The sequence below is a fragment of the Limnomicrobium aquaticum genome, assembly GCF_040545545.1.
Taxonomy (GTDB): domain Bacteria; phylum Pseudomonadota; class Alphaproteobacteria; order Rhizobiales; family Rhizobiaceae; genus Ensifer_A; species Ensifer_A aquaticum.
Genome location: NZ_JBEPMB010000002.1, coordinates 43,173 through 63,191, shown reverse-complemented (window position 1 = coordinate 63,191; position 20,019 = coordinate 43,173). Strand labels below are relative to the sequence as shown.

The 20,019-nt window shown below is 62.2% G+C and carries 14 protein-coding genes; 9 read left to right on the top strand and 5 right to left on the bottom strand.

Features of this window, described 5'->3' with window-relative positions; translation table 11 throughout:
• The first annotated feature begins 179 nt into the window (after positions 1 to 179).
• Both ABID16_RS08870 and ABID16_RS08865 read left to right on the top strand, forming a co-directional pair.
• Positions 180 to 1,430, top strand: a complete 1,251-nt coding sequence (locus ABID16_RS08870; RefSeq protein WP_354555991.1) for an ROK family transcriptional regulator — start codon at positions 180 to 182, stop codon at positions 1,428 to 1,430.
• Complete coding sequence (locus ABID16_RS08865) at positions 1,414 to 1,842, top strand: RbsD/FucU family protein (protein WP_354555990.1); 429 nt, start codon at positions 1,414 to 1,416, stop codon at positions 1,840 to 1,842. The genes ABID16_RS08870 and ABID16_RS08865 overlap by 17 nt, the downstream gene beginning before the upstream one ends.
• A 92-nt stretch (positions 1,843 to 1,934) precedes the next feature.
• Here the strand turns inward: ABID16_RS08865 and ABID16_RS08860 are convergent, their stop codons facing one another.
• On the bottom strand, positions 1,935 to 4,430 hold the full coding sequence (locus tag ABID16_RS08860; RefSeq protein WP_354555989.1) for a methyl-accepting chemotaxis protein: 2,496 nt from the start codon (positions 4,428 to 4,430) through the stop codon (positions 1,935 to 1,937).
• 188 nt (positions 4,431 to 4,618) lie between these two features.
• Here ABID16_RS08860 and ABID16_RS08855 point away from each other — a divergent pair, with 188 nt between their 5' ends.
• The 3 genes from ABID16_RS08855 to ABID16_RS08845 all read left to right on the top strand — a co-directional run bounded on the left by ABID16_RS08855 (position 4,619) and on the right by ABID16_RS08845 (position 7,505).
• The gene (locus ABID16_RS08855; protein WP_354555988.1) at positions 4,619 to 4,849 is read left to right on the top strand and encodes a hypothetical protein; all 231 of its coding nucleotides are present in this window, start codon (positions 4,619 to 4,621) and stop codon (positions 4,847 to 4,849) included.
• A gap of 85 nt (positions 4,850 to 4,934) precedes the next feature.
• On the top strand, positions 4,935 to 5,639 hold the full coding sequence (locus ABID16_RS08850) for a Crp/Fnr family transcriptional regulator (protein ID WP_354555987.1): 705 nt from the start codon (positions 4,935 to 4,937) through the stop codon (positions 5,637 to 5,639).
• 6 nt (positions 5,640 to 5,645) lie between these two features.
• A complete protein-coding gene (locus ABID16_RS08845; RefSeq protein WP_354555986.1) occupies positions 5,646 to 7,505 on the top strand; it encodes a CHASE2 domain-containing protein in 1,860 nt (619 codons plus the stop codon).
• A gap of 6 nt (positions 7,506 to 7,511) precedes the next feature.
• Here the strand turns inward: ABID16_RS08845 and ABID16_RS08840 are convergent, their stop codons facing one another.
• Entirely contained in the window at positions 7,512 to 7,754 is a 243-nt protein-coding gene (locus ABID16_RS08840; RefSeq protein WP_354555985.1) for a hypothetical protein, read from the bottom strand.
• A gap of 178 nt (positions 7,755 to 7,932) precedes the next feature.
• Positions 7,933 to 8,220 (bottom strand): spike base protein, RCAP_Rcc01079 family, encoded by a 288-nt coding sequence (locus ABID16_RS08835; protein ID WP_354555984.1) that lies wholly within the window; start codon positions 8,218 to 8,220, stop codon positions 7,933 to 7,935.
• Between the two features lie 227 nt (positions 8,221 to 8,447).
• On the opposite strand from ABID16_RS08835, the gene xseA reads away from it, so the two are divergent.
• Complete coding sequence (gene xseA, locus ABID16_RS08830; RefSeq protein WP_354555983.1) at positions 8,448 to 10,031, top strand: exodeoxyribonuclease VII large subunit; 1,584 nt, start codon at positions 8,448 to 8,450, stop codon at positions 10,029 to 10,031.
• Positions 10,032 to 10,049: 18 nt separating this feature from the next.
• Here xseA and ABID16_RS08825 read toward each other — a convergent pair whose 3' ends face one another.
• Positions 10,050 to 10,202: a DUF3309 family protein gene (locus ABID16_RS08825; protein ID WP_354555982.1), complete on the bottom strand. Its 153-nt coding sequence runs from the start codon at positions 10,200 to 10,202 to the stop codon at positions 10,050 to 10,052.
• Positions 10,203 to 10,362: 160 nt separating this feature from the next.
• Positions 10,363 to 12,660 carry an NADP-dependent malic enzyme gene (locus tag ABID16_RS08820; RefSeq protein ID WP_354555981.1) on the bottom strand — a complete coding sequence of 766 codons (2,298 nt, stop codon included), beginning with the start codon at positions 12,658 to 12,660 and terminating at the stop codon, positions 10,363 to 10,365.
• Between the two features lie 100 nt (positions 12,661 to 12,760).
• Here ABID16_RS08820 and mutS point away from each other — a divergent pair, with 100 nt between their 5' ends.
• From mutS to murJ, 3 genes are all read left to right on the top strand, one after another.
• Positions 12,761 to 15,502 carry a DNA mismatch repair protein MutS gene (mutS, locus tag ABID16_RS08815; protein WP_354555980.1) on the top strand — a complete coding sequence of 914 codons (2,742 nt, stop codon included), beginning with the start codon at positions 12,761 to 12,763 and terminating at the stop codon, positions 15,500 to 15,502.
• Between the two features lie 90 nt (positions 15,503 to 15,592).
• Entirely contained in the window at positions 15,593 to 18,430 is a 2,838-nt protein-coding gene (locus ABID16_RS08810) for a [protein-PII] uridylyltransferase (protein WP_354555979.1), read from the top strand.
• Positions 18,427 to 20,016 carry a murein biosynthesis integral membrane protein MurJ gene (gene murJ / locus ABID16_RS08805; protein WP_354555978.1) on the top strand — a complete coding sequence of 530 codons (1,590 nt, stop codon included), beginning with the start codon at positions 18,427 to 18,429 and terminating at the stop codon, positions 20,014 to 20,016. The genes ABID16_RS08810 and murJ overlap by 4 nt, the downstream gene beginning before the upstream one ends.
• Positions 20,017 to 20,019 lie beyond the last annotated feature (3 nt).

The window sequence follows — 20,019 nt, the reverse complement described above, 5'->3', positions numbered from 1 at the left end:
GTTTGATGGCCTCCCAGCCATAAAGTGGTCCCGCAGGAGGCCTGGCCGATCCATGGGCGGGATGGTCGCTATCAAAACGCTAAAAAAAGCACTTGTCAATAAATAAATCGAATTGAATTATTAAAAAACATCTGGCACGTTAGGGGAAGCTGATTTTGCCAACGGGAGGAGGCATCGGCATGTCGAACCAGCGAGCACCAGAACCGGGTGAAGGCGAAGCCGCGCGGATTGTCATCCCTTCCGGGGGTGCAAATCAGGTGCGGGTAAGAGCCTATAACGAAAGGCTTGTCTTGTCACTCGTGCGAAGTCACGAGGCCTTGTCCAAGGCCGATATCGCGCGTGCGTCGGGCCTCTCGGCGCAGACCGTGTCCGTCATCATGCGTGCGCTGGAAAAGGACGGTCTCCTCATTAAGGGCGAACCCGTGCGTGGCAAGGTCGGTCAGCCCTCCGTGCCGATGTCGCTCAATGCCGAGGGAGTGTTCGCCTTCGGGCTCAAGATCGGCCGCCGCAGCGCCGATATGGTGCTGATGGATTTCGTGGGCGGCGTCCGCGCAAAGCTCCGGCGCATCTATGCCTATCCGATGCCCCAGGAAATCCTGGCTTTCGTCAAGGAAAGCGTTGCGGCACTCGAAGCCTCGTTGACACCGCTGCAGCTTTCGCGGCTGGCAGGCATTGGGGTCGCGACCCCGTTCGAACTCTGGAACTGGGCCGACAATGTCGGCGCGCCACGGGGCGAGATGGATGCCTGGCGCGACTTCGACCTACGCGCGGAAATTCAGGAACTCACGCAATATCCGGTCTACCTGCAGAATGATGCGACCAGCGCCTGCGGTGCGGAGCTCATGTTCGGCCATGGCAAGGCCTATCCTGACTACGTCTATTACTTCATCGGCACCTTCATCGGCGGCGGCGTCGTGCTGAATTCTTCCGTGTTCACAGGTCGTACAGGAACGGCCGGCGCGATCGGTCCGCTGCCGGTGCGCGACGAACATGGGAAGCCGCGCCAGCTCATCGACGTCGCCTCGATCTTCGTGCTTGAAAGCCTGCTGAAGGAGAGGGGAATCGACCCGCGCCCTCTTTGGTATTCCTCCTCCGGCTGGACCGATTGGGGCGAACCGCTGGAGCGCTGGATTTCGATGAGCGCGGAGGCGCTTGCGCAGGCCATCATCGCGGCAGCATCCATCATCGATTTCCCCGCCGCCATTATTGATGGCGGATTTCCGGACTGGGTGCGCACGCGTCTTGTGGCGGCCACGCGCATCGCACTGGAGCGTTACGACCTGCAGGGGATCATCGTTCCCGACATCATCGAGGGCAAGGTTGGCGACCAGGCGCGCGCCATCGGTGCTGCCAGCCTGCCGCTCTTTGCCCGCTACCTCACCGACCAGACTGTCTTGTTCAAGGAGTTATCCAGTGCTGAAGGGGATTGATCCCATCCTGAGTCCCGAATTGCTGTTCACGCTGCGCGCGATGGGCCATACGGACGAAATCGCCATCGTTGACGGCAACTATCCGGGGCTGGAGCATGCGCGCCGGCTGGTGCGCACCGACGGCCACGGCGTCATTCCGGTGCTCAATGCCATTCTTTCCGTCATGCCGGTGGATGATTTCGTGCCGGAAGCCATTTTCCGGGCGATCCCGCGCGGCGACATGAATGCACTCGATCCGGTCCATGAGGAAATGGTCGCCTGCTGCGCCCGCCACGAACCGAAACAAAAGGTCGTGCCGCTGGCGCCTGCCGATTTCTACAACCGTGTGCGCGCCGCTCACACCGTCGTCCAGACCAGCGAGCCGCGCCTCTACGGCAATATCATTCTGCGCAAGGGCGTTATCTACCCCTGACGCGTTGATGACACAGCGATTGCAACAAACAGAAATGCCCGGGCGATGTGAACTGACCCGGGCATTTTGCGTTTGAACGATGACATCAGCCATCACGCGGCGTAGGCGCTGCGCTCCTCCTGATTGAGGCGGAATTGGCTGACGAGCTGCATCAGGTGGTCGCCTTCATGCGCAAGCTGCTGCGACATGGCATTGGCCTCTTCCACCATCGCGGCGTTGGCCTGGGTCATCTGATCCATCTGGTTGACGGCCGTGTTGACTTCCTGCAGTCCGGCAGACTGATCCTGTGCGGCCTGAGCGATCATCTGAACGTGCTCGTAAAGCTGAGCGATGCGGCCAGAGATATCGCCAAGCGCCTCTCCCGTCCGCTGGACATGATGGACCCCGGTCGAAACTTCGCGTGTTGCCGTATCGATCAGGCTCTTGATCTCGTTCGCCGCACCGGCCGAGCGCTGCGCAAGCTCACGCACTTCCTGCGCCACGACCGCAAAGCCCTTGCCGGCTTCACCTGCACGCGCAGCTTCAATGCCGGCATTGAGCGCCAGAAGGTTGGTCTGGAAGGCAATGTCCTCAATCACGTCGATGATCTGCTCGATCTTGCGCGAGGCGTCCTCGATCCGGGTCATCGAATCGACGGCATCAGCAACAATCCCGGAAGAGGCTTCGGCATTCTTGCGAGTCTCGCTGACGATGGCGTTGGCTTCCCCTGCCCGGCCCGCGGTCTGGCGAACCGTGACGGTGATCTGGTCCACGGCGGCGGCCGTCTGTTCAAGCGAGGCGGCCTGGGATTCCGTGCGGCGGGACAGTTCGTCCGCCGAAGAGCGCATTGCGTTGCCATTGGCCTGGATGCTGTAGGCATCCTGACGGATCTGCGCGAGCGTTTCGTTCAGCCGCTCCAGAGAGCCGTTGAAATCCTGGCGCAACTGGTCGAGTCCGCCGCTGAAGGGCGTGGAGATGGCGCAGGTGAGATCACCATCGGAAAGCTGGCGCAGCGACTGGGCGAGCTGGCGCACGGCGAAGTCGATCTGCTCCTGGCTTGCCTGCCTTTCCGCATCATTGCGCCGGCGTTCGGCATCCGCTGCAACGCGCTGCTCTTCGCTGAGGCTTTCGACCCGGAGCTTTTCCAGCGCATTCTCCTTGAAGATGCCCAGAGCGCGGGCCATGTCGCCGATTTCGTCGCGGCGCTTGTCGCCCTGGATCGCCGTATCGAGCACACCTTCCGCAAGGCGGCGCATGGCCGATGTGATCTGCGCGATCGGATGGCGGAAGATCAGGATCAGACCGATGCCGGCGAGGATGGCAACGATGATGCCGGCAACGACCACGCCGATCGAAATACTGCTGGCTGACGTGCTTTCTTCCTTGGCCGCGTCCTTCTGCTGGTCGGCAAATTCCGAGAGCTGGCTCCAGGTCTGGTCGATCTGGGCAGCTGCGGCTGCAAACTCCGTGTTCTTGCGGTTGAAAATATCGAGAAGTGCCTGGGCGCTGTCAGAGAACTTGGCGAGTGTCGGCTTCAACCCCTCATCCATCGCCTTGAAAGATGCGTCATCGGTGGCCGTGGCCGCGATGTCGTCCAGCGTCTTGCCGAAGAGATAGATATCCGATTGCGTTGCGGCCAGCTGCTCCTTGGTGGGCGCTGCGGTCAGCTTTGCGATGCCGATATCGATATTGCTGCGCGTGGCCGTCAGCGCGGCGATCTTGCGGTTCATCGTATTGGCAAGCGCGCTCGATTTGTCGGTACTCGTCAAATCGATGACTGCGCTGTGCATCATGTCGCCGGCGATCTTGGTGATCTTGCTGGAAAGCAGGAGAAGGTCGGTTGCAGCCGGGCTGACGTCGCCGGCGCCTGCTTCATTGTCTTCCTTGAGCTTCTTCAGCGCCGTGTTGACCTTGCCGGCGACTTCCTTCTGCTCGGACGGCAGCAGAGCCGCCAGTCCGCTCATCTCCGGATCGGCGCCAAGCGCGTCAATGAGAGAGACACGGGTCGGTATGTCCTGGGCCACATTCAGCTTTGTCAGCAGGAGTGAAATCTTCTTGGCCTGCGCATCGACATCGACGCTCGCCTTCAGGACCGCCTTTTGCGCATTCTGTGACCGGGTGGCGTCTGCAACCAGTTTGAAGACGGCCTTGGACGCCGCATTCTGAACATCACTCATCGCCTGGAAATATTTCGAGATGTCCGCGAGAACCCCGGTCCGCTGCTGCTCCAGCTTCCAGAGCTTGTCGTTGTTCTCGGCGATTTTGTCCGTCTGGGTCAGCGCCTGATCGAGCAGGGACACATCCGTCTGCGCCTTCAGCGTTGCGACCACGTCGGAGAGCCGGGCCTTCTGCTGCGCCACATCGGCCGCCGCCTTGTCGAAATTCGCCTTCACAGGTTCCCGCAGAAAGCCGCTGATGCTGGCGAAGACCTGCTTGTAGCCGTTCATCGACTGCAGGACGACATTCGAAATCTCGATGCGTCCGCGCAGGATCTGGTTGGAATAGAGGCTCACGACACCCACCAGCAGGATGCTGAGAACAAAGGGCGTGACCATGAGAAAAATCTTGGTCTGGATCCTGAAACGCGAGAGCAGGCCATCAATATTCATTGGGATATCCACAGAGAGGCATTTGTCGTCAGGCTGAACACTAAGCCGAAGCGGTAAGCGATTTGTTAAGCTTACCTCGCGAAATCCATCAGGGACGCGGCCAGAGGCAGCCCGTTTCCTGGGTAACTGCCTGCCGAGGACAAAAAGGCGATGGTGGAGACACAACGAGCGCCGCTTTCGGAGGTCCCATGACCAGATTCTCCCTCTTTTTCGTTTCAACTTTCGCCGCGGTGGTGATTGCCTTTGTTCCGCAACCGGGACCGGAGACGTCGTCCCAGCTTCCGGTCATCAAGACGCGCAGTCTTGCGGCGGGCGGGCTAGCTCCTGTGAAGGCTCGCAGCCTTGTGGACGAGATTTGCAAGTCTTCCCGCAAGCAGGAATGCAAGGCCACTCTCGGGGCGGCTGGACCGCGCGGGTGACCGCGGCTTGCGACGTCTTTTCTGTTGCATGCCAGCCGCCCCTCGGCCAAAGTCGTTGCGGGGAAAATCATCCGGTGGCAGGGACATGGCTGGGGCACCGAAACGCGCTGCATTCTGGCGCTCGTTTCCGATCTTCGAGGATTTCAGCGACAGCCTGATCGGGCTTGTGGGTGACGTGGCACTGTCGCGAACGTGGCCTGCCGGCGGATCGATCTTCCAGCGTGGCGACGAGGGCGGCTTCATGATCGCGCTGGCCTCGGGCCGCATCCGGATTTCGCTGGTGACGCAGCAGGGCAAGGAGCTCGTGCTGCGCCATGTCGAGCCCGGCACGATCCTTGGCGAGATGGCTCTGCTGGATGGCGAACCCCGATCGGCCGATGCGACCGCAGCCATCGCCAGCGAAGGCTACATCATCTCCAAGCGCGATTTTTTGGGGCTGCTCGACGCGCATCCGGAGGCGGCGCGCGCAGTGATCCGCTATCTCACACGGCGGCTGCGCGAGACCACCGATCAGCTCGAGACGATTGCGCTTTACGATCTGGAATCACGGGTGGCGCGCTTCCTGCTGGCGACGCTGCGACAGATCCATGGTGAAGACCTGCCGGACAGTGCAAGTCTGCAGCTGGCACTCAGCCAGACGGATATTGCGGGCATTCTCGGTGCCAGCCGCCCGAAGATCAACCGCGCCATCGTCAGCCTGGAAGAACGCGGCGCGATCCGCCGAAAGGGCGCCGTCATCGATTGCCATACGGAACGGCTTCTCGCGATCGCCGAACCGGACGAGGACTGAACCGGCTTGCGGGGCTTCTGGACAGGACAAGCGCTGAAGCCGATCCAGTTCGGGGTGTGGACGACCGCTGCCTTGGCGCTTTCGGTATTTTTCCTCCCGCAGACGGCGCTGGAGGGAGCACGCGAATTCTATTTCGACGCGCTGACACAGGTTCTGCCGCAGCAGCATGACGACCGGATCGTGGTTGTCGATATCGACCGTGCAGCGCTTGCGGCACTCAACGGCCGTCCCTGGAGCCGCGCCGAGACCGCCCGGCTCACGAGCGCGATTGCGGCAGCGGCACCCGCCGCGCTGGCCTTTGATCTCGTGTTCAGCGCCGATTGCGATACGGCAAATTCGGTCAATGAAGAGCTTGGACTGGCCCTCGCGGCAGTCCCCACCGCGCTCGGGTTTCTGGTCTCCGACCGGCCGGGCATTGGCGCAGGTCCATCCCTGCCGCTGGTGGCCGCGCGCAAGGCATCCTTGCCTTCCGGCTGGTTCATCGACGGGGTGGAGGCAGCCTGCCCGTCCTTCCTGGCCGCGGCCAAGGTGTCAGCCGGCACGTTTCTGATCGGTGACGGGGATGCCCGCGTCCGGCGCGTACAGCCCTATTCCATCATCGCCGGCGGTGCCTATCCGGCGCTCAGCCTCGCCGCCGTGCAACTTGGCGTGCTGAAGGCAGCGCCGCCGGTTCTGGAAGGGACGTCGCCGGGGCTGCGGGTCGGCACCGGCCGTTTCGACCTTTCGGACGGCGGAAATCTCCGCTTTGTGGCATCCGGAGCGCAGGCGCAGGCGTCCCGCACCATCTCGGCAGCGGACGTGCTTTCCGGCAAGGTGGCCGGGGAGCGGCTTGCGGGACGAATAGTCTTTGTCGGCAGCAGCCTGCCCAGCTTTGGAGGATTGCGCGCCACGGCCTCCATGCCGCTGGAACCGAGCGTTCAAATTCATGCCGACCTCGCAAATGGCCTGCTGGCCGGCAGTCTGCCGCAGCGCGTATCTTCAGCGGTCAGATACGAAGCGCTCTATGTCCTCTTCTGCGGGCTGCTTCTATCGCTCGCAGCAGCCCGCCTCCGCCCATCCGGTCTGGCGGCCTCGGGACTTGCGATGACCGGCCTGACTTTTGCGCTGACGCTGGCTGTTTACGCGGCCAGCGGCCTCCTTCTCGACGGCATGACAGCGTCGCTTGCGACGGCCGCGATCCTTACCGTGGTGACGAGTTCACAATATTCCCGTGTCCGGCAGGCCGAGCGGCGCGCACGCGCGCGTTTCGGGCAGTACCTGCCAAAATCGGTCGTCGACCGATATCTCGATGCGCCGGAAACCGCGCGCATGGCGGGCGAGGCGCGGGAGGTCACCGCACTCTTCACCGATATCGAGGGCTTCTCGTCGCTCGCGCGCCGCATAGACCCGAAAATGCTTGTGGGGCTCCTCGACACCTATTTTTCCGAAGTGAATGCGCTGATCGAAAAGCGTGGCGGCATGATCGACAAGGTCGTCGGCGACGCGGTTCATGCGCTGTTCAATGCGCCCGAAGATCTGGAGGGCCATGTCGATATTGCGATCAGTTGCGCTGGAGAGATCAGATTGCTGACCGAAGAGATGCGCCAGCGTCCGGCATTTGCAGCCGTGAGCTTTGGCCGAACGCGCATCGGGATCGAAACCGGCCCGGCAATTCTGGGAGAGATCGGACTTGGCGGCAAGCTGGACTATACGGCGCATGGCGAGGCGGTGAACCTGGCTGCCCGCCTTCAGGAGGCCAACAAGCGACACCAGACAAGCATCCTCATCGGCCCTGCCGCAGGAAAACGCTCAAGCCTGACGCTGCGCGGGATCGGCGAACATGAGATCAGGGACTACGGGGAACTCGCCCTCTACACGCTAGATTGACGGTTTTCAGTCCGCCAACCGGCGGCGGCGCGCGGTTTCGATCAGGGTCAGAACGACAATCTCGGCCGCGATGCCGAGATTGAACATCAGGACGGACTGTAACAGCAGCAACCAATGGGCCGCACCGGCGGAGACGAGAACAGCGGCGCCGAAGGCCGCGAAAATGAAGGTCGAAATGAGGGCATAGGCGACTGCGGAACGGAGCTGGACGGCAATCATCCCCAAAGCGATCGATGTCACGGAAATCACTGCCATCTCCTCTCGAGCGAAGGTTTCTAGAGGCTCGAACTTAGTGCCGAGCCTCTGAAGAAATACCTAACGCAACCCCGGTTCCCGCCCTGGCGCTGTTGCATTGTGGCACAGCGCAAGACGCCACCTCTCCCGGATTGCATCCTGACAGATCACGCTTGCGCCTGCCATTCCGAAATCACACCAGGCCGATGAGACCGTTGGCTGTAGTTCCCGTCGCCATGACGCGCGTTGCGCGGATGGGCAGAAGTGCGCCTGCGCCGACATTGGCGAAGGTGACGCTTGCCCCCGATAAAAGGATCGCGACGATGTCGCCGCCGATACCGCAATAGATGGCGCGCGTCGTCTCGGCGACGTTGGTGCTGTCACTGGCTGCGATGGGAAATGCATGGGTCGCCGGCCCGGTGATGGACGGCGTATTGTCTGAAAACCGATCTGCCATGGTGAAGCCTTTCCTGTTTGGCATGAAGGGCCTTCATTGTGACGGCAGGTGCAGTTGCGGGGACAATCAATTCCCGGCAACAGGCGGACAGGTCGGAAACAGATTTCTCAAGTCGTTGAATTGTCTTTCCGATCAGCCCTACCTCGGCCTCGTTTCGTCGATGCCTTCCCATTTTTCGTCCCCGGCTTTCCCCGGAGAAACGCCCCGCGCGTGCTTTTCGATCTGGTCGCCAGCGTGTATCTCTTGCGGTCATGAGCAATCTCTTCGATGCCGATTCGGCGACAAATCTCTACGAATATTCGGTCTCGGAACTGTCCGGATCGATCAAGCGCACGGTCGAAAATGCCTTCGACCATGTGCGCCTGCGCGGCGAGATTTCGGGCTATCGGGGGCCACACTCGTCGGGTCATGCCTATTTCAGCCTCAAGGATGACCGCGCCCGCATCGATGCCGTCATCTGGAAGGGCAATTTCTCCAAGCTGCGTTTTCGCCCCGAAGAGGGCATGGAAGTGATTGCGACCGGCAAGGTCACGACCTTCCCCGGTTCGTCGAAATACCAAATCGTCATTGAAAACCTCGAGCCTGCAGGTGCCGGCGCCCTGATGGCGCTGATCGAGGAGCGCAAGCGCAAGCTTGCCGCCGAAGGCCTGTTCGACGAGGGGCGCAAGCAGTTGCTCCCCTATATGCCGAAGGTGATCGGCGTGGTGACCTCGCCGACGGGGGCGGTCATCCGCGATATCCTGCATCGCATTTCCGATCGATTCCCCGTCCATGTCATCGTCTGGCCGGTGAAGGTGCAGGGCGAAGGTTCGGGCGACGAGGTAGCAAACGCCATTCGCGGCTTCAACGCGTTGGAAGACGGCGGTGCGATTGCGCGACCCGATCTTCTGATCGTCGCGCGCGGCGGGGGTTCGCTGGAAGATCTCTGGAGCTTCAACGACGAAGCGGTGGTACGCGCCGCCGCCGAGAGCGAAATCCCGCTGATTTCCGCCGTCGGGCACGAGACCGACTGGACGCTGATCGATTACGCGGCCGATGTCCGCGCCCCGACGCCGACGGGGGCTGCCGAAATGGCGGTTCCGGTGAAGGCCGATCTCGAAGCGCAGGTGGCGACGCTTTCGGCGCGGCTGAAGGCGGCGGTGACGCGCCAGATGGAGACAAACCGCCAGTCGGTGCGCGCACTCGTGCGAGCGCTGCCCTCGCTCGATCAATTGCTGGCGCTGCCGCAACAGCGGCTCGACCGCGCCGCTTCCAGCCTTGGGCGTGGGTTGGAACTCAACACGCTGAACAAGCGCCGCGCCTTCGACGCGGCGGCCGGCAAGCTTCGCCCGGACATGCTGGCGAACCGCATTGCCGAGCGCCGCCAGATGCTGGACCAGCGCATGGCGCGGGCGGAACGCTCGGTTGAGCGGCTTGTGGATCGGAGCCGGTCGCGGGTCAATCGCGCCGATGCCGCGCTGGCGGGCCTTCCCGGCCGCCTCGCGCATGAAATCGGCCGATCAGGCGACAGGCTCAAGGGTCTGGCGCTTAGGGCCGATACGGCGCTGGCGACGCGGCTGTCGCGCGAGCGCTCGGCGCTCGCTGCGCACGAGCGCATCCTGCTGTCACTGTCCTACAAGAATGTGTTGAAGCGTGGCTATGCGGTGATCCGGGACGAGGCCGATGCGGTTCTGCCTTCTGTGGGTGCGATTTCCGAAGGACAGGCGCTGTCTATCGAGTTCGCCGATGGCCGGGTTTCGGCTATCGCGGGCGATGGTGGCCACGGCGCCGCGCGACTCAAGAAAGGTGAAAAGCCCGCCCCGGCGAAAAAGCCTGAGCAGGGCTCCCTGTTCTGATCGAGGTCGCTATCGTGATCAGATTCGTCCCATGAGCAGAAGCACGATGACGATCACGACGACCAGACCAATGCCGCCCGAAGGGCCATAGCCCCAGCCGCGCGAATGCGGCCAGCTCGGGATTGCGCCAAGCAGCAGCAAAATCAGGATGATCAGCAGGATTGTACCCATCTCGAAACTCCTCTCCATGACAGATGGCGGAAGGAGAACGAGTGTTCGCCGGCGAGCCTTCCGCGGGAAGAAGAAGGGCTTCTTCCTTACGGAGACCTAACGCGACCAGACGCCAAAATGTTCCGGGTACGCGGACGCACCCGGACATGTCGATCTGAGGTCAGACGCTGGCGTTATAGGCAGCGATCGCTGCCATGTTGACGATGTCGCTATCCTTCGCACCGATGGAGACGATCTGGACCGACTTTTCAAGCCCGACAAGGATCGGGCCGATGACGGTGGAGCCGCCGAGCTCCTGCAACATCTTGGTCGAGATGGAGGCCGAGTGGAAAGCCGGCATGACGAGCACATTCGCCGTGCCGGAGAGACGGCAGAACGGATATTGCTCCATGACCTTCGGATTGAGCGCCACATCGGCGGCCATTTCGCCATCATATTCGAAGTCGACACGCCGGCGATCGAGGATCTTCACCGCCTCGATGACCCTATCCGAGCGCTCGCCGGAGGGATGGCCGAAGGTGGAATAGGCCAGCATGGCAACACGCGGCTCATAGCCCATGCGGCGCGCCAGGCCGGCGGCTTCTTCCGCGATATCGGCCAGCTGTTCCGAATTCGGCATGTCATGGACGGCCGTGTCTGCCACCAGGACCGTGCGGCCACGGGCCAGAACGATCGAAACGCCGATCATGCGATGTCCGCTCCTGACATCGATGCAGCGCTTCACGTCTTCCAGAACGGTGGAATAGTTGCGCGTCGTGCCCGACACCATGCCGTCCGCATCGCCGAGCGCCACCATGCAGGCGGCGAAGTGGTTGCGGTCATTGTTGATCAGGCGCTGGACGTCTCGGTAGAGGTATCCCTGCCGCTGCAGGCGCGCATAGAGATAGTCGGTATAGGCTTCATTGCGGGTCGAAAGCCGGGCGTTGACGATCTCGATGCCGGGTCGGTTGAGATCGACGCCCGCCTTTTCCGCCGTTTCGCGCATCTGCTCCTCGCGACCGAGCAGGATGGCGGTGCCAAGCTGCTGGTTCACATAGGACAGCGCTGCCCGCATGACCTGCTCTTCCTCGCCCTCTGCGAAGACGACGCGCTTCGGATTGCGGCGGACATATTGATAGAGCCGCTGCAGGGTCGAGGCGATGGGGTCGCGACGCGCGTTGAGTTCGCGCGCATAGGCCTCCAGATCGAGGATCGGCTTGCGCGCCACGCCGGATTCCATGGCGGCCTTCGCCACCGCCACCGGGATCGCCGAGATGAGGCGCGGGTCGAACGGCACGGGAATGATATATTGCGGCCCGAAACGCGGGCGGTTGCCCTGATAGGCCGCCGCCACATCGTCCGGCACATCCGCGCGGGCGAGATCGGCCAGCGCATTGGCGGCGGCGATCTTCATGTCGTCGTTGATCGTGGAGGCACGCACGTCGAGCGCGCCGCGGAAAATGTAGGGGAAGCCCAGGACGTTGTTGACCTGGTTCGGATAGTCCGAACGGCCGGTCGCCACGATCGCATCACCGCGCAGGCGCGCGACATCTTCCGGCGCGACTTCCGGATCGGGGTTCGCCATGGCGAAGATGATCGGATTGGGTGCCATCGAGAGCACCATGTCATCCGTCAATGCGCCCTTGCTGGAAAGGCCGAAGAAGACATCCGCGCCGACCATCGCTTCCTTCAGCGAGCGGCGGTCGGTCTTGACCGCATGGGCCGACTTCCACTGGTTCATGCCCTCGGTCCGTCCCTGATAGATGACGCCCTTGGTGTCGCAGAGTGTGACGTTTTCGGGTGAAAAGCCCATCGACTTGATGAGTTCGATACAGGCAATGGCCGCCGCCCCTGCCCCGTTGCAGACGAGCTTCGTCGTCTTAAAGTCGCGGCCCGTCAGCGCCAGCGCGTTGAGGAGGCCGGCGGCGGCGATGATCGCGGTGCCATGCTGGTCGTCATGGAAAACCGGGATGTCCATGATTTCACGCAGCCGCTGCTCGATGATGAAGCATTCGGGCGCCTTGATGTCTTCCAGATTGATGCCGCCGAAGGAGGGGCCGAGGAAGCGGACGCAATTGATGAACTCGTCCGGGTCTTCCGTATCGACTTCAAGGTCGATGGAATCCACATCGGCGAAGCGTTTGAAGAGGACGGACTTGCCTTCCATCACCGGCTTGGAAGCCAGTGCGCCCAGATTGCCCAGCCCGAGGATAGCTGTACCGTTGGAAATGACGGCGACCATGTTGCCGCGCGTCGTATAGTCATAAGCCCGCGACGGATCGTCGGCGATGGCCTTCACCGGCACGGCAACGCCCGGCGAATAGGCGAGCGACAGGTCGCGTTGCGTGGCCATCGGCTTGGTCGGTGCAATTTCGAGCTTGCCGGGGCGTCCGCGCGCGTGAAAGTCGAGAGCTTCCTGCTCCGTGACGGACGCGAGATTGCGCGTGCCCTTGTTCCCGCTCTTATCGTTGCCGGCCATGTTTCCTCACCTTTTTACAATGGCGGCCTTGTGGCCCCCTCTTCATTATCCTTTATAGTCCGCCGACCCGACTGCAGATCTCAAGACCAACCCTCCTACCATGGTGGCCACCATTTCCGATCATCGTCAAACCGTGCTCACCGCAGAATTACTGGCATCGGACGAGAGCCGTCAATCGGCCACGCCGATGATGGAGCAATATATCGAGATCAAGGCCAACAATCCGGGCTCACTGCTTTTCTATAGGATGGGCGATTTCTACGAGCTGTTCTTCGAGGATGCGGTGGATGCATCGCGCGCGCTCGGCATTACGCTGACCAAGCGTGGTCAGCATATGGGCCTCGACATTCCGATGTGCGGCGTGCCGGTCCATGCGGCTGACGACTATCTGCAGAAGCTCATCTCGCTGGGTTTCCGCGTGGCCGTCTGCGAACAGATCGAGGACCCGGCGGAAGCAAAGAAGCGCGGCTCCAAATCCGTCGTGCGCCGCGACGTCATTCGGCTCGTGACGCCCGGCACGATCACCGAAGAGAAACTTCTCTCGCCCTCGGAATCCAATTATCTGATGGCGCTTGCGCGCATCAAGGGCGGGTCGGAACCGGCTTATGCAATCGCCTGGATCGACATTTCGACCGGCGTCTTTCGTCTGGCAGAGACAGCGCGAGAGCGGATGCTCGCTGACATCCTGCGCATCGATCCCAAGGAGCTGATCCTGGCCGATCAGCTCTTCCATGATCCCGATCTTCGCCCCGTCATGGATGTTCTCGGCCGGACCGCCGTGCCGCAGCCGCAGGTCCTTTTCGACAGCGCGACAGCCGAAAACCGTCTCGCCCGCTATTTCGACGTCAGCACGCTCGACGGATTCGGCACGTTCACCCGCGCCGAAATTGCCGCCGCTGCTGCCGCCGTCGCCTATGTCGAGAAGACACAGATCGACGCCCGCCCGCCGCTCGGCCGGCCAGAGCGCGAAAGCAGCGCCTCGACGCTCTTCATCGATCCGGCCACCCGCGCCAATCTGGAGCTTGCCCGCACGCTCTCCGGCAGTCGCGACGGCTCGCTCCTCAAAGCCATCGACCGTACTGTCACCGGCGGCGGTGCGCGACTGCTGGCCGAACGGCTGATGTCGCCGCTGACCGATCCGGATGCGATCAACATGCGCCTCGACAGCGTCGCGTGGCTGATGGACGCCACGACGCTCACAGACGACCTGCGCGACGATCTCAAGCACGCCCCGGACATGACGCGGGCGCTGTCGCGTCTCGCGCTCGGGCGCGGCGGCCCGCGCGATCTCGGCGCGCTCAGGCAGGGCCTGCAGGCATCCCGCATGATTGCCGCGCGACTGGAACGCGAAATCCTGCCGCCGGAGCTTCTGGATGCGCAGAATGCGCTTCAGGAATTGCCCGTCGATCTCGCCGCCGAACTCGAAGCGGTGCTGGGCGAGGAGCTTCCGCTGCTGAAACGCGATGGCGGCTTTGTGCGGGCGGGCGCGATTGCCGAACTCGATGAGGTGCGGGCGCTGCGCGACCAATCGCGGCAGGTGATTGCAGGTCTGCAGCTCGACTACATCGAGGAAACCGGCATCAAGTCGCTGAAGATCAAGTATAATAACGTCCTCGGCTATTTCATCGAAGTGACTGCCGGCAATGCCGGCGCGATGACCGACACGAACGAGGGCCGCGCCCGCTTCATCCATCGCCAGACCATGGCGAATGCGATGCGCTTCACCACGACCGAGCTTGCCGAACTCGAAACCAAGATCGCCAATGCCGCCGACCGGGCGCTCACAATGGAGCTTGACGCCTTCGACAAGCTGACGGCCCTCGTCGTCTCGCATGCCGAAGCGATCAAGGCGGCGGCGCGGGCGCTCTCCGTCATCGACGTCTCCGCCGGTCTTGCGACCCTTGCCGGCGAACAGGGCTATTGCCGTCCCATGGTCGACGACAGCAACGCCTTTGCCATCGTCGCCGGCCGCCATCCGGTGGTGGAGCAGGCGCTGCGGCGGCAGTCGGCCGAGCCATTTGTGGCCAACGATTGCGATCTCTCGCCGCCAAAGGGCGCGAAGGACGGGGCGATCTGGCTGCTGACCGGTCCCAACATGGGCGGTAAGTCGACCTTCCTAAGACAGGCGGCGCTGATTGCCATCATGGCGCAGATGGGCTCCTTCGTGCCTGCAGGGTCGGCGCGGATCGGCGTGGTCGACCGCCTCTTCTCGCGCGTTGGGGCCTCCGACGATCTGGCGCGCGGGCGCTCCACCTTCATGGTCGAGATGGTCGAGACGGCGGCGATCCTCAATCAGGCGACCGAACGCTCGCTGGTGATCCTCGACGAAATCGGCCGTGGCACGGCGACCTTCGACGGCCTCTCGATTGCCTGGGCTGCCGTCGAGCATTTGCACGAGGTCAACCGCTGCCGCGGCCTCTTCGCCACGCATTTCCACGAGCTGACAGTGCTTTCCGAAAAGCTCGGACGTCTTTCCAACGCGACGATGAAGGTGCGCGAATGGAAGGGCGAGGTGATCTTCCTGCATGAGGCGGGACCGGGTGCTGCGGATCGCTCCTATGGCATCCAGGTCGCGCGTCTGGCAGGCCTTCCCGCCGCCGTGGTCGCCCGCGCCAAGGACGTGCTGGCGCGGCTGGAAGATACTGCGCGCAAGTCGCCGGCCAGCCAGCTGATTGACGACCTGCCGCTGTTCAAGGTTGCGGCCAAGCAGGTCGAGGAAAGCCGCCATGCAGGTCCGTCAAAGGTCGAGGAGGCGCTGGCCTCACTCGACCTCGATGATATGACCCCACGCGAGGCGCTGGAGGCTCTGTACGCGTTGAAGAAAGAACTTCGCAAGGCTTGAGCGTTATACCTGTGCTTCCGACATAAAAGCGCCTATAGAGCGCGCTGAATCGTCAGTTGCATCGCGAAAACCCGAGGAATCAACGCCGCAATGGATGTCCGCAATCCGGAACATGCCGACCTCATCGACTGGAAGGCCCTGAAGTCGCAATGCGATTTCATCGCGAGCCGCCAGGCCGAGAACGCGGCCGCGACCCGCACCGCGCTCCTCGCCGCCATCAAGGACGCGAACGCCAAAGGCCGGGCGCGCGCCGAAGAATTGCTGATGGCCGATGGCGGCGGGCTTGCCTGCGCCATGCGGATTTCGCGCCTGCAGGACCATATCATCACCATCCTGCACGATTTCGCGCTGAACCACGTCTTCAATGCCGACAATACACCGGAAGCCTCGCGTCTCGGCGTGGCGGCCGTCGGCGGCTACGGGCGCGGCACGCTGGCGCCGGGTTCGGATATCGATCTCCTCTTCCTTCTGCCCGCCAAGAAACCGGCCTGGGTCGAGCCGGCCATCGAATTCATCCTCTATATCCTCTGGGACATGGGGCTGAAGGTCGGCCATGCGACGCGCACGGTTGAAGAGTGCATTCGCCTGTCCAAGACGGACATGACGATCCGCACCGCCATTCTCGAGGCGCGCTACATCTGCGGCCAGCGCGCATTGCTGTCGGAACTCGAAACGCGTTTCGACAACGAAGTGGTCCGGAATTCCGGTCCGCAATTCATCGCGGCCAAGCTCGCCGAGCGCGACGAGCGCCACCGCAAGAGCGGCGACACGCGCTATCTGGTCGAGCCGAATGTCAAGGAAGGCAAGGGCGGGCTTCGCGATCTGCACACGCTGTTCTGGATTTCCAAATATTATTACCGCGTTCGCGACACGCAGGATCTGGTGAAGCTTGGCGTGCTCTCGCGCTCGGAATTCCGCCTATTCGAGAAATGCGACGACTTCCTCTGGGCCGTTCGCTGCCACATGCATTTCCTCACCGGCAAGAGTGAAGAACGCCTGTCCTTCGATATCCAGCCGGATATCGCCCGCCGCCTCGATTATCATGACCGCCCCGGCCTCACCGCCGTCGAGCGCTTCATGAAGCACTATTTCTGGATGGCGAAGAATGTCGGCGACCTCACCCGCATTCTCTGCGCAACGCTTGAGGAACAGCAGGCCAAGGATGCGCCGGGCCTGACCAATGTCATCAGCCGCTTCGCCCATCGCCCGCGCAAGATTGCGGGCTCCCCGCAATTCGTCGAGGACCGTGGCCGTATCGCACTTTCAGGCCCCGATGTCTTCAAGGAAGACCCGGTCAACCTCATCCGCTTCTTCCATGTCGCGGAAATGAAGGAGCTGGAATATCACCCGGATGCGCTGAGCCGCATCACTCGCTCGCTGGCACTGATCGACAATTCTCTGCGTGACAACGAGGCTGCCAACGCGATCTTCCTGTCGATCCTGACCTCGCACAAGAACCCGGCCATGACTCTGCGGCGCATGAACGAGGCTGGCGTGCTCGGCCGTTTCCTGCCCGAGTTCGGCAAGATCGTTTCCATGATGCAGTTCAACATGTATCACCACTATACGGTGGACGAGCATCTCTTACGCACCGTCGAGGTCGTCGCCTCCATCGAGGCGGGCCGCGACAAGGATATCAATCCGCTTGCCGTGTCGCTGTTTCCCTCGATCGAGGATCGCCAGGTCATCTATGTGGCAGCGCTTCTCCACGATGTCGCCAAGGGGCGCCCGGAAGACCATTCGACCGCCGGCGCCAAGGTCGCCCGCAAACTCTGCCCGCGTCTCGGCATGACGCCGAAGCAGACCGAGCTTGTCGCCTGGCTGATCGAGGAGCACCTGACCATGTCGATGGTCGCCCAGACGCGCGACCTCAACGATCGCAAGACGATCATGGACTTTGCCGAACGCGTGCAGTCGTTGGAGCGCCTGCGTCTTCTGCTGATCCTGACCGTCGCGGATATCCGCGCCGTGGGGCCCGGCGTCTGGAACGGCTGGAAGGGCCAGCTCTTGCGCACGCTCTATTATGAGACCGAATTGCAGCTGACCGGCGGCTTCTCCGAAGTCTCGCGCAAGGAGCGCGCGGCAGCCGCCCGAATTCGTCTCGCCGAAGCACTGGAAGGCTGGAACCAGAAGGATCGCAAGACCTATTCCAAGCTCCATTACGAGCCCTATCTGCTCAGCGTTTCGCTCGAAGACCAGATCCGCCATGCAGGCTTCATCCGCGATGCCGACAAGGCCGGCAAGGCACTTGCCACCATGGTGCGCACACGCTCCTTCCATTCGATCACCGAGATCACGGTTCTGGCACCCGACCATCCGCGGCTGCTTGCCATCATCACCGGGTCTTGTGCGGCGGCGGGCGCGAACATTGCCGACGCCAACATCTTCACGACCGCCGATGGACGCGCGCTCGATACGATCATGATCAATCGCGAATTCAAAAACGACGAGGACGAAATCCGCCGCGCCACCTCCATCGGCAAGCTGATCGAGGACGTGCTGGCCGGGCAGAAGCGCGTTCCGGAAGTCATCGCCATCCGCACGAAGGGCAAGAAGCGCAACACGACTTTCACCATTGCCCCGGCCGTCACCATGTCCAACACGCTGTCCAACAAATTCACCGTCCTGGAACTGGAATGCCTCGACCGGCCCGGCCTGCTCTACGAGATCACCTCCGTTCTCTCCGATCTTTCGCTCGACATCACCTCGGCCCATATCACCACCTTTGGCGAGAAGGTCATCGACACGTTCTACGTGACTGATCTGGTGGGCCAAAAGATCACCAACGAGAACCGGCAGGCGAATATCACGGCCCGCGTCAAGGCAGTTCTGGCCGAAGTCGAGGATGAAGCCCGCGCCGGCATGCCCTCCGGCATCATCGCCCCGCCGCCAATCCGCGGCGTCAAGAAGACGAGATCCGGCGCATGAGCCTGTTCAAGAAATTCGTGACGGTGGGCGGTGGCACGCTCGGCAGCCGGCTGATGGGCTTTGCCCGTGAAACGATGATGGCGGCGGCACTGGGCACCGGCCCGATGGCGGAAGCCTTCTATGCCGCCTTCAAGCTGCCGAACCTGTTCCGCCGGCTCTTTGCCGAGGGCGCGTTCAATGCCGCCTTCGTGCCGCTCTTCGCCAAGGAAATCGAAACCGGCGGGATCGACGGCGCCAAGCGCTTCTCCGAAGAGGTTTTCGGAGTTCTCTTCACCGTCCTGCTGGTGCTGACCGTCGTGATGGAGCTCGCCATGCCGCTTCTCATGCGCACGATCATCGCGCCGGGTTTCGAGGGTGACAAATACGATATCACCGTGCGGCTTGCGGCGATCATGTTTCCCTATCTCGCCTGCATGTCGCTCACGGCGATGCTGTCAGGCATGCTGAATTCGCTGCATCATTATCTCGCTGCGGCGATTGCGCCGATTTTCTTCAATGTGGCGATGATCGCCGCACTCGCCTACGGCATCTGGATCAAGGCCGACGGTGTAACCATCGCATACTATCTGTCCTACGCGGTTCTGGTCGCAGGTATCCTGCAAATGCTGGTCCTCTATTTCGGCGTGCGCCATGCCGGTATGTCGATCGCATTCCGCCGCCCGCATATGACGCCGAACGTCAAGCGCCTGCTTTTGCTGGCCCTGCCCGCCGCCGTGACCGGAGGCGTCACGCAGATCAATCTGATTATCGGTCAGGCGATTGCCTCCATGAAGGAGGGGGCCATCGCGTCGCTGCAATATGCCGACCGGATCTACCAACTGCCGCTCGGCGTCGTTGGCGTCGCCGTTGGCGTGGTGCTCCTGCCGGAGCTTGCCCGTGCGTTGAAAAGCCGCCATATGGTGGAGGCGGATAGCCTGCAGAACCGGTCCATCGAGTTCGTTCTTTTTCTGACGCTTCCGGCTGCTGCCGGCATTTTCGCGTTGTCCGACGAGATAATCCGGCTCGTCTACGAGCGCGGCGCGTTTCACCCGGACGCGACGGTGACAGTTGCTGCGGTGTTGACATTGTTCGGCTTCGGTCTGCCGGGCTTCGTGCTCAACAAGGCTTTGACGCCAGGATTCTTTGCTCGCGAGGATACGAAAACGCCGATGCGTTTCACCATGATTTCCGTCGTGGTCAATAGCGGGCTGTCGATTGCTCTGTTCCCTTTCTTTGCCGAACGCGGCATTGCTGCGGCCGAATCGATAGCAGGCTGGCTTTCGACGATCATGCTGTTCATTGCCCTTCGTCGCCGTGGCCATCTCAACATCGAACGTCCGCTCGTCACCCGCGCGATCCGCATGGTCATCGCCTCTGTCATCATGGCGGTTGCAGCGCATTACATGGCAGCCTATTTTTCCGACTACCTGCGCTCGGGTAGCCATGCGCTGACACAGGCGGCCGTGCTCTTGCCCATCGTTTTCGCCTCCTTCGTGCTTTACCTTGCCATTGTCTTCGCCATCGGCGGGGCCGATATCGGCATGATCCGGCGCAACATGAAGCGCCGCGGCAAGGCGGCACAAGCAATTCCGGAAGACCCGGCTTGATCC

Excerpts from the sequence above, each read along its gene's own strand:
- ABID16_RS08870 (WP_354555991.1), top strand. The coding sequence starts at position 180 with ATGTCGAACCAGCGAGCACCAGAACCGGGTGAAGGCGAAGCCGCGCGG.
- ABID16_RS08860 (WP_354555989.1), bottom strand. The coding sequence starts at position 4,430 with ATGAATATTGATGGCCTGCTCTCGCGTTTCAGGATCCAGACCAAGATT.
- ABID16_RS08855 (WP_354555988.1), top strand. The coding sequence starts at position 4,619 with ATGACCAGATTCTCCCTCTTTTTCGTTTCAACTTTCGCCGCGGTGGTG.
- ABID16_RS08850 (WP_354555987.1), top strand. The coding sequence starts at position 4,935 with ATGGCTGGGGCACCGAAACGCGCTGCATTCTGGCGCTCGTTTCCGATC.
- ABID16_RS08835 (WP_354555984.1), bottom strand. The coding sequence starts at position 8,220 with ATGCCAAACAGGAAAGGCTTCACCATGGCAGATCGGTTTTCAGACAAT.
- xseA (WP_354555983.1), top strand. The coding sequence starts at position 8,448 with ATGAGCAATCTCTTCGATGCCGATTCGGCGACAAATCTCTACGAATAT.
- ABID16_RS08825 (WP_354555982.1), bottom strand. The coding sequence starts at position 10,202 with ATGGGTACAATCCTGCTGATCATCCTGATTTTGCTGCTGCTTGGCGCA.
- ABID16_RS08820 (WP_354555981.1), bottom strand. The coding sequence starts at position 12,660 with ATGGCCGGCAACGATAAGAGCGGGAACAAGGGCACGCGCAATCTCGCG.
- mutS (WP_354555980.1), top strand. The coding sequence starts at position 12,761 with ATGGTGGCCACCATTTCCGATCATCGTCAAACCGTGCTCACCGCAGAA.
- ABID16_RS08810 (WP_354555979.1), top strand. The coding sequence starts at position 15,593 with ATGGATGTCCGCAATCCGGAACATGCCGACCTCATCGACTGGAAGGCC.
- murJ (WP_354555978.1), top strand. The coding sequence starts at position 18,427 with ATGAGCCTGTTCAAGAAATTCGTGACGGTGGGCGGTGGCACGCTCGGC.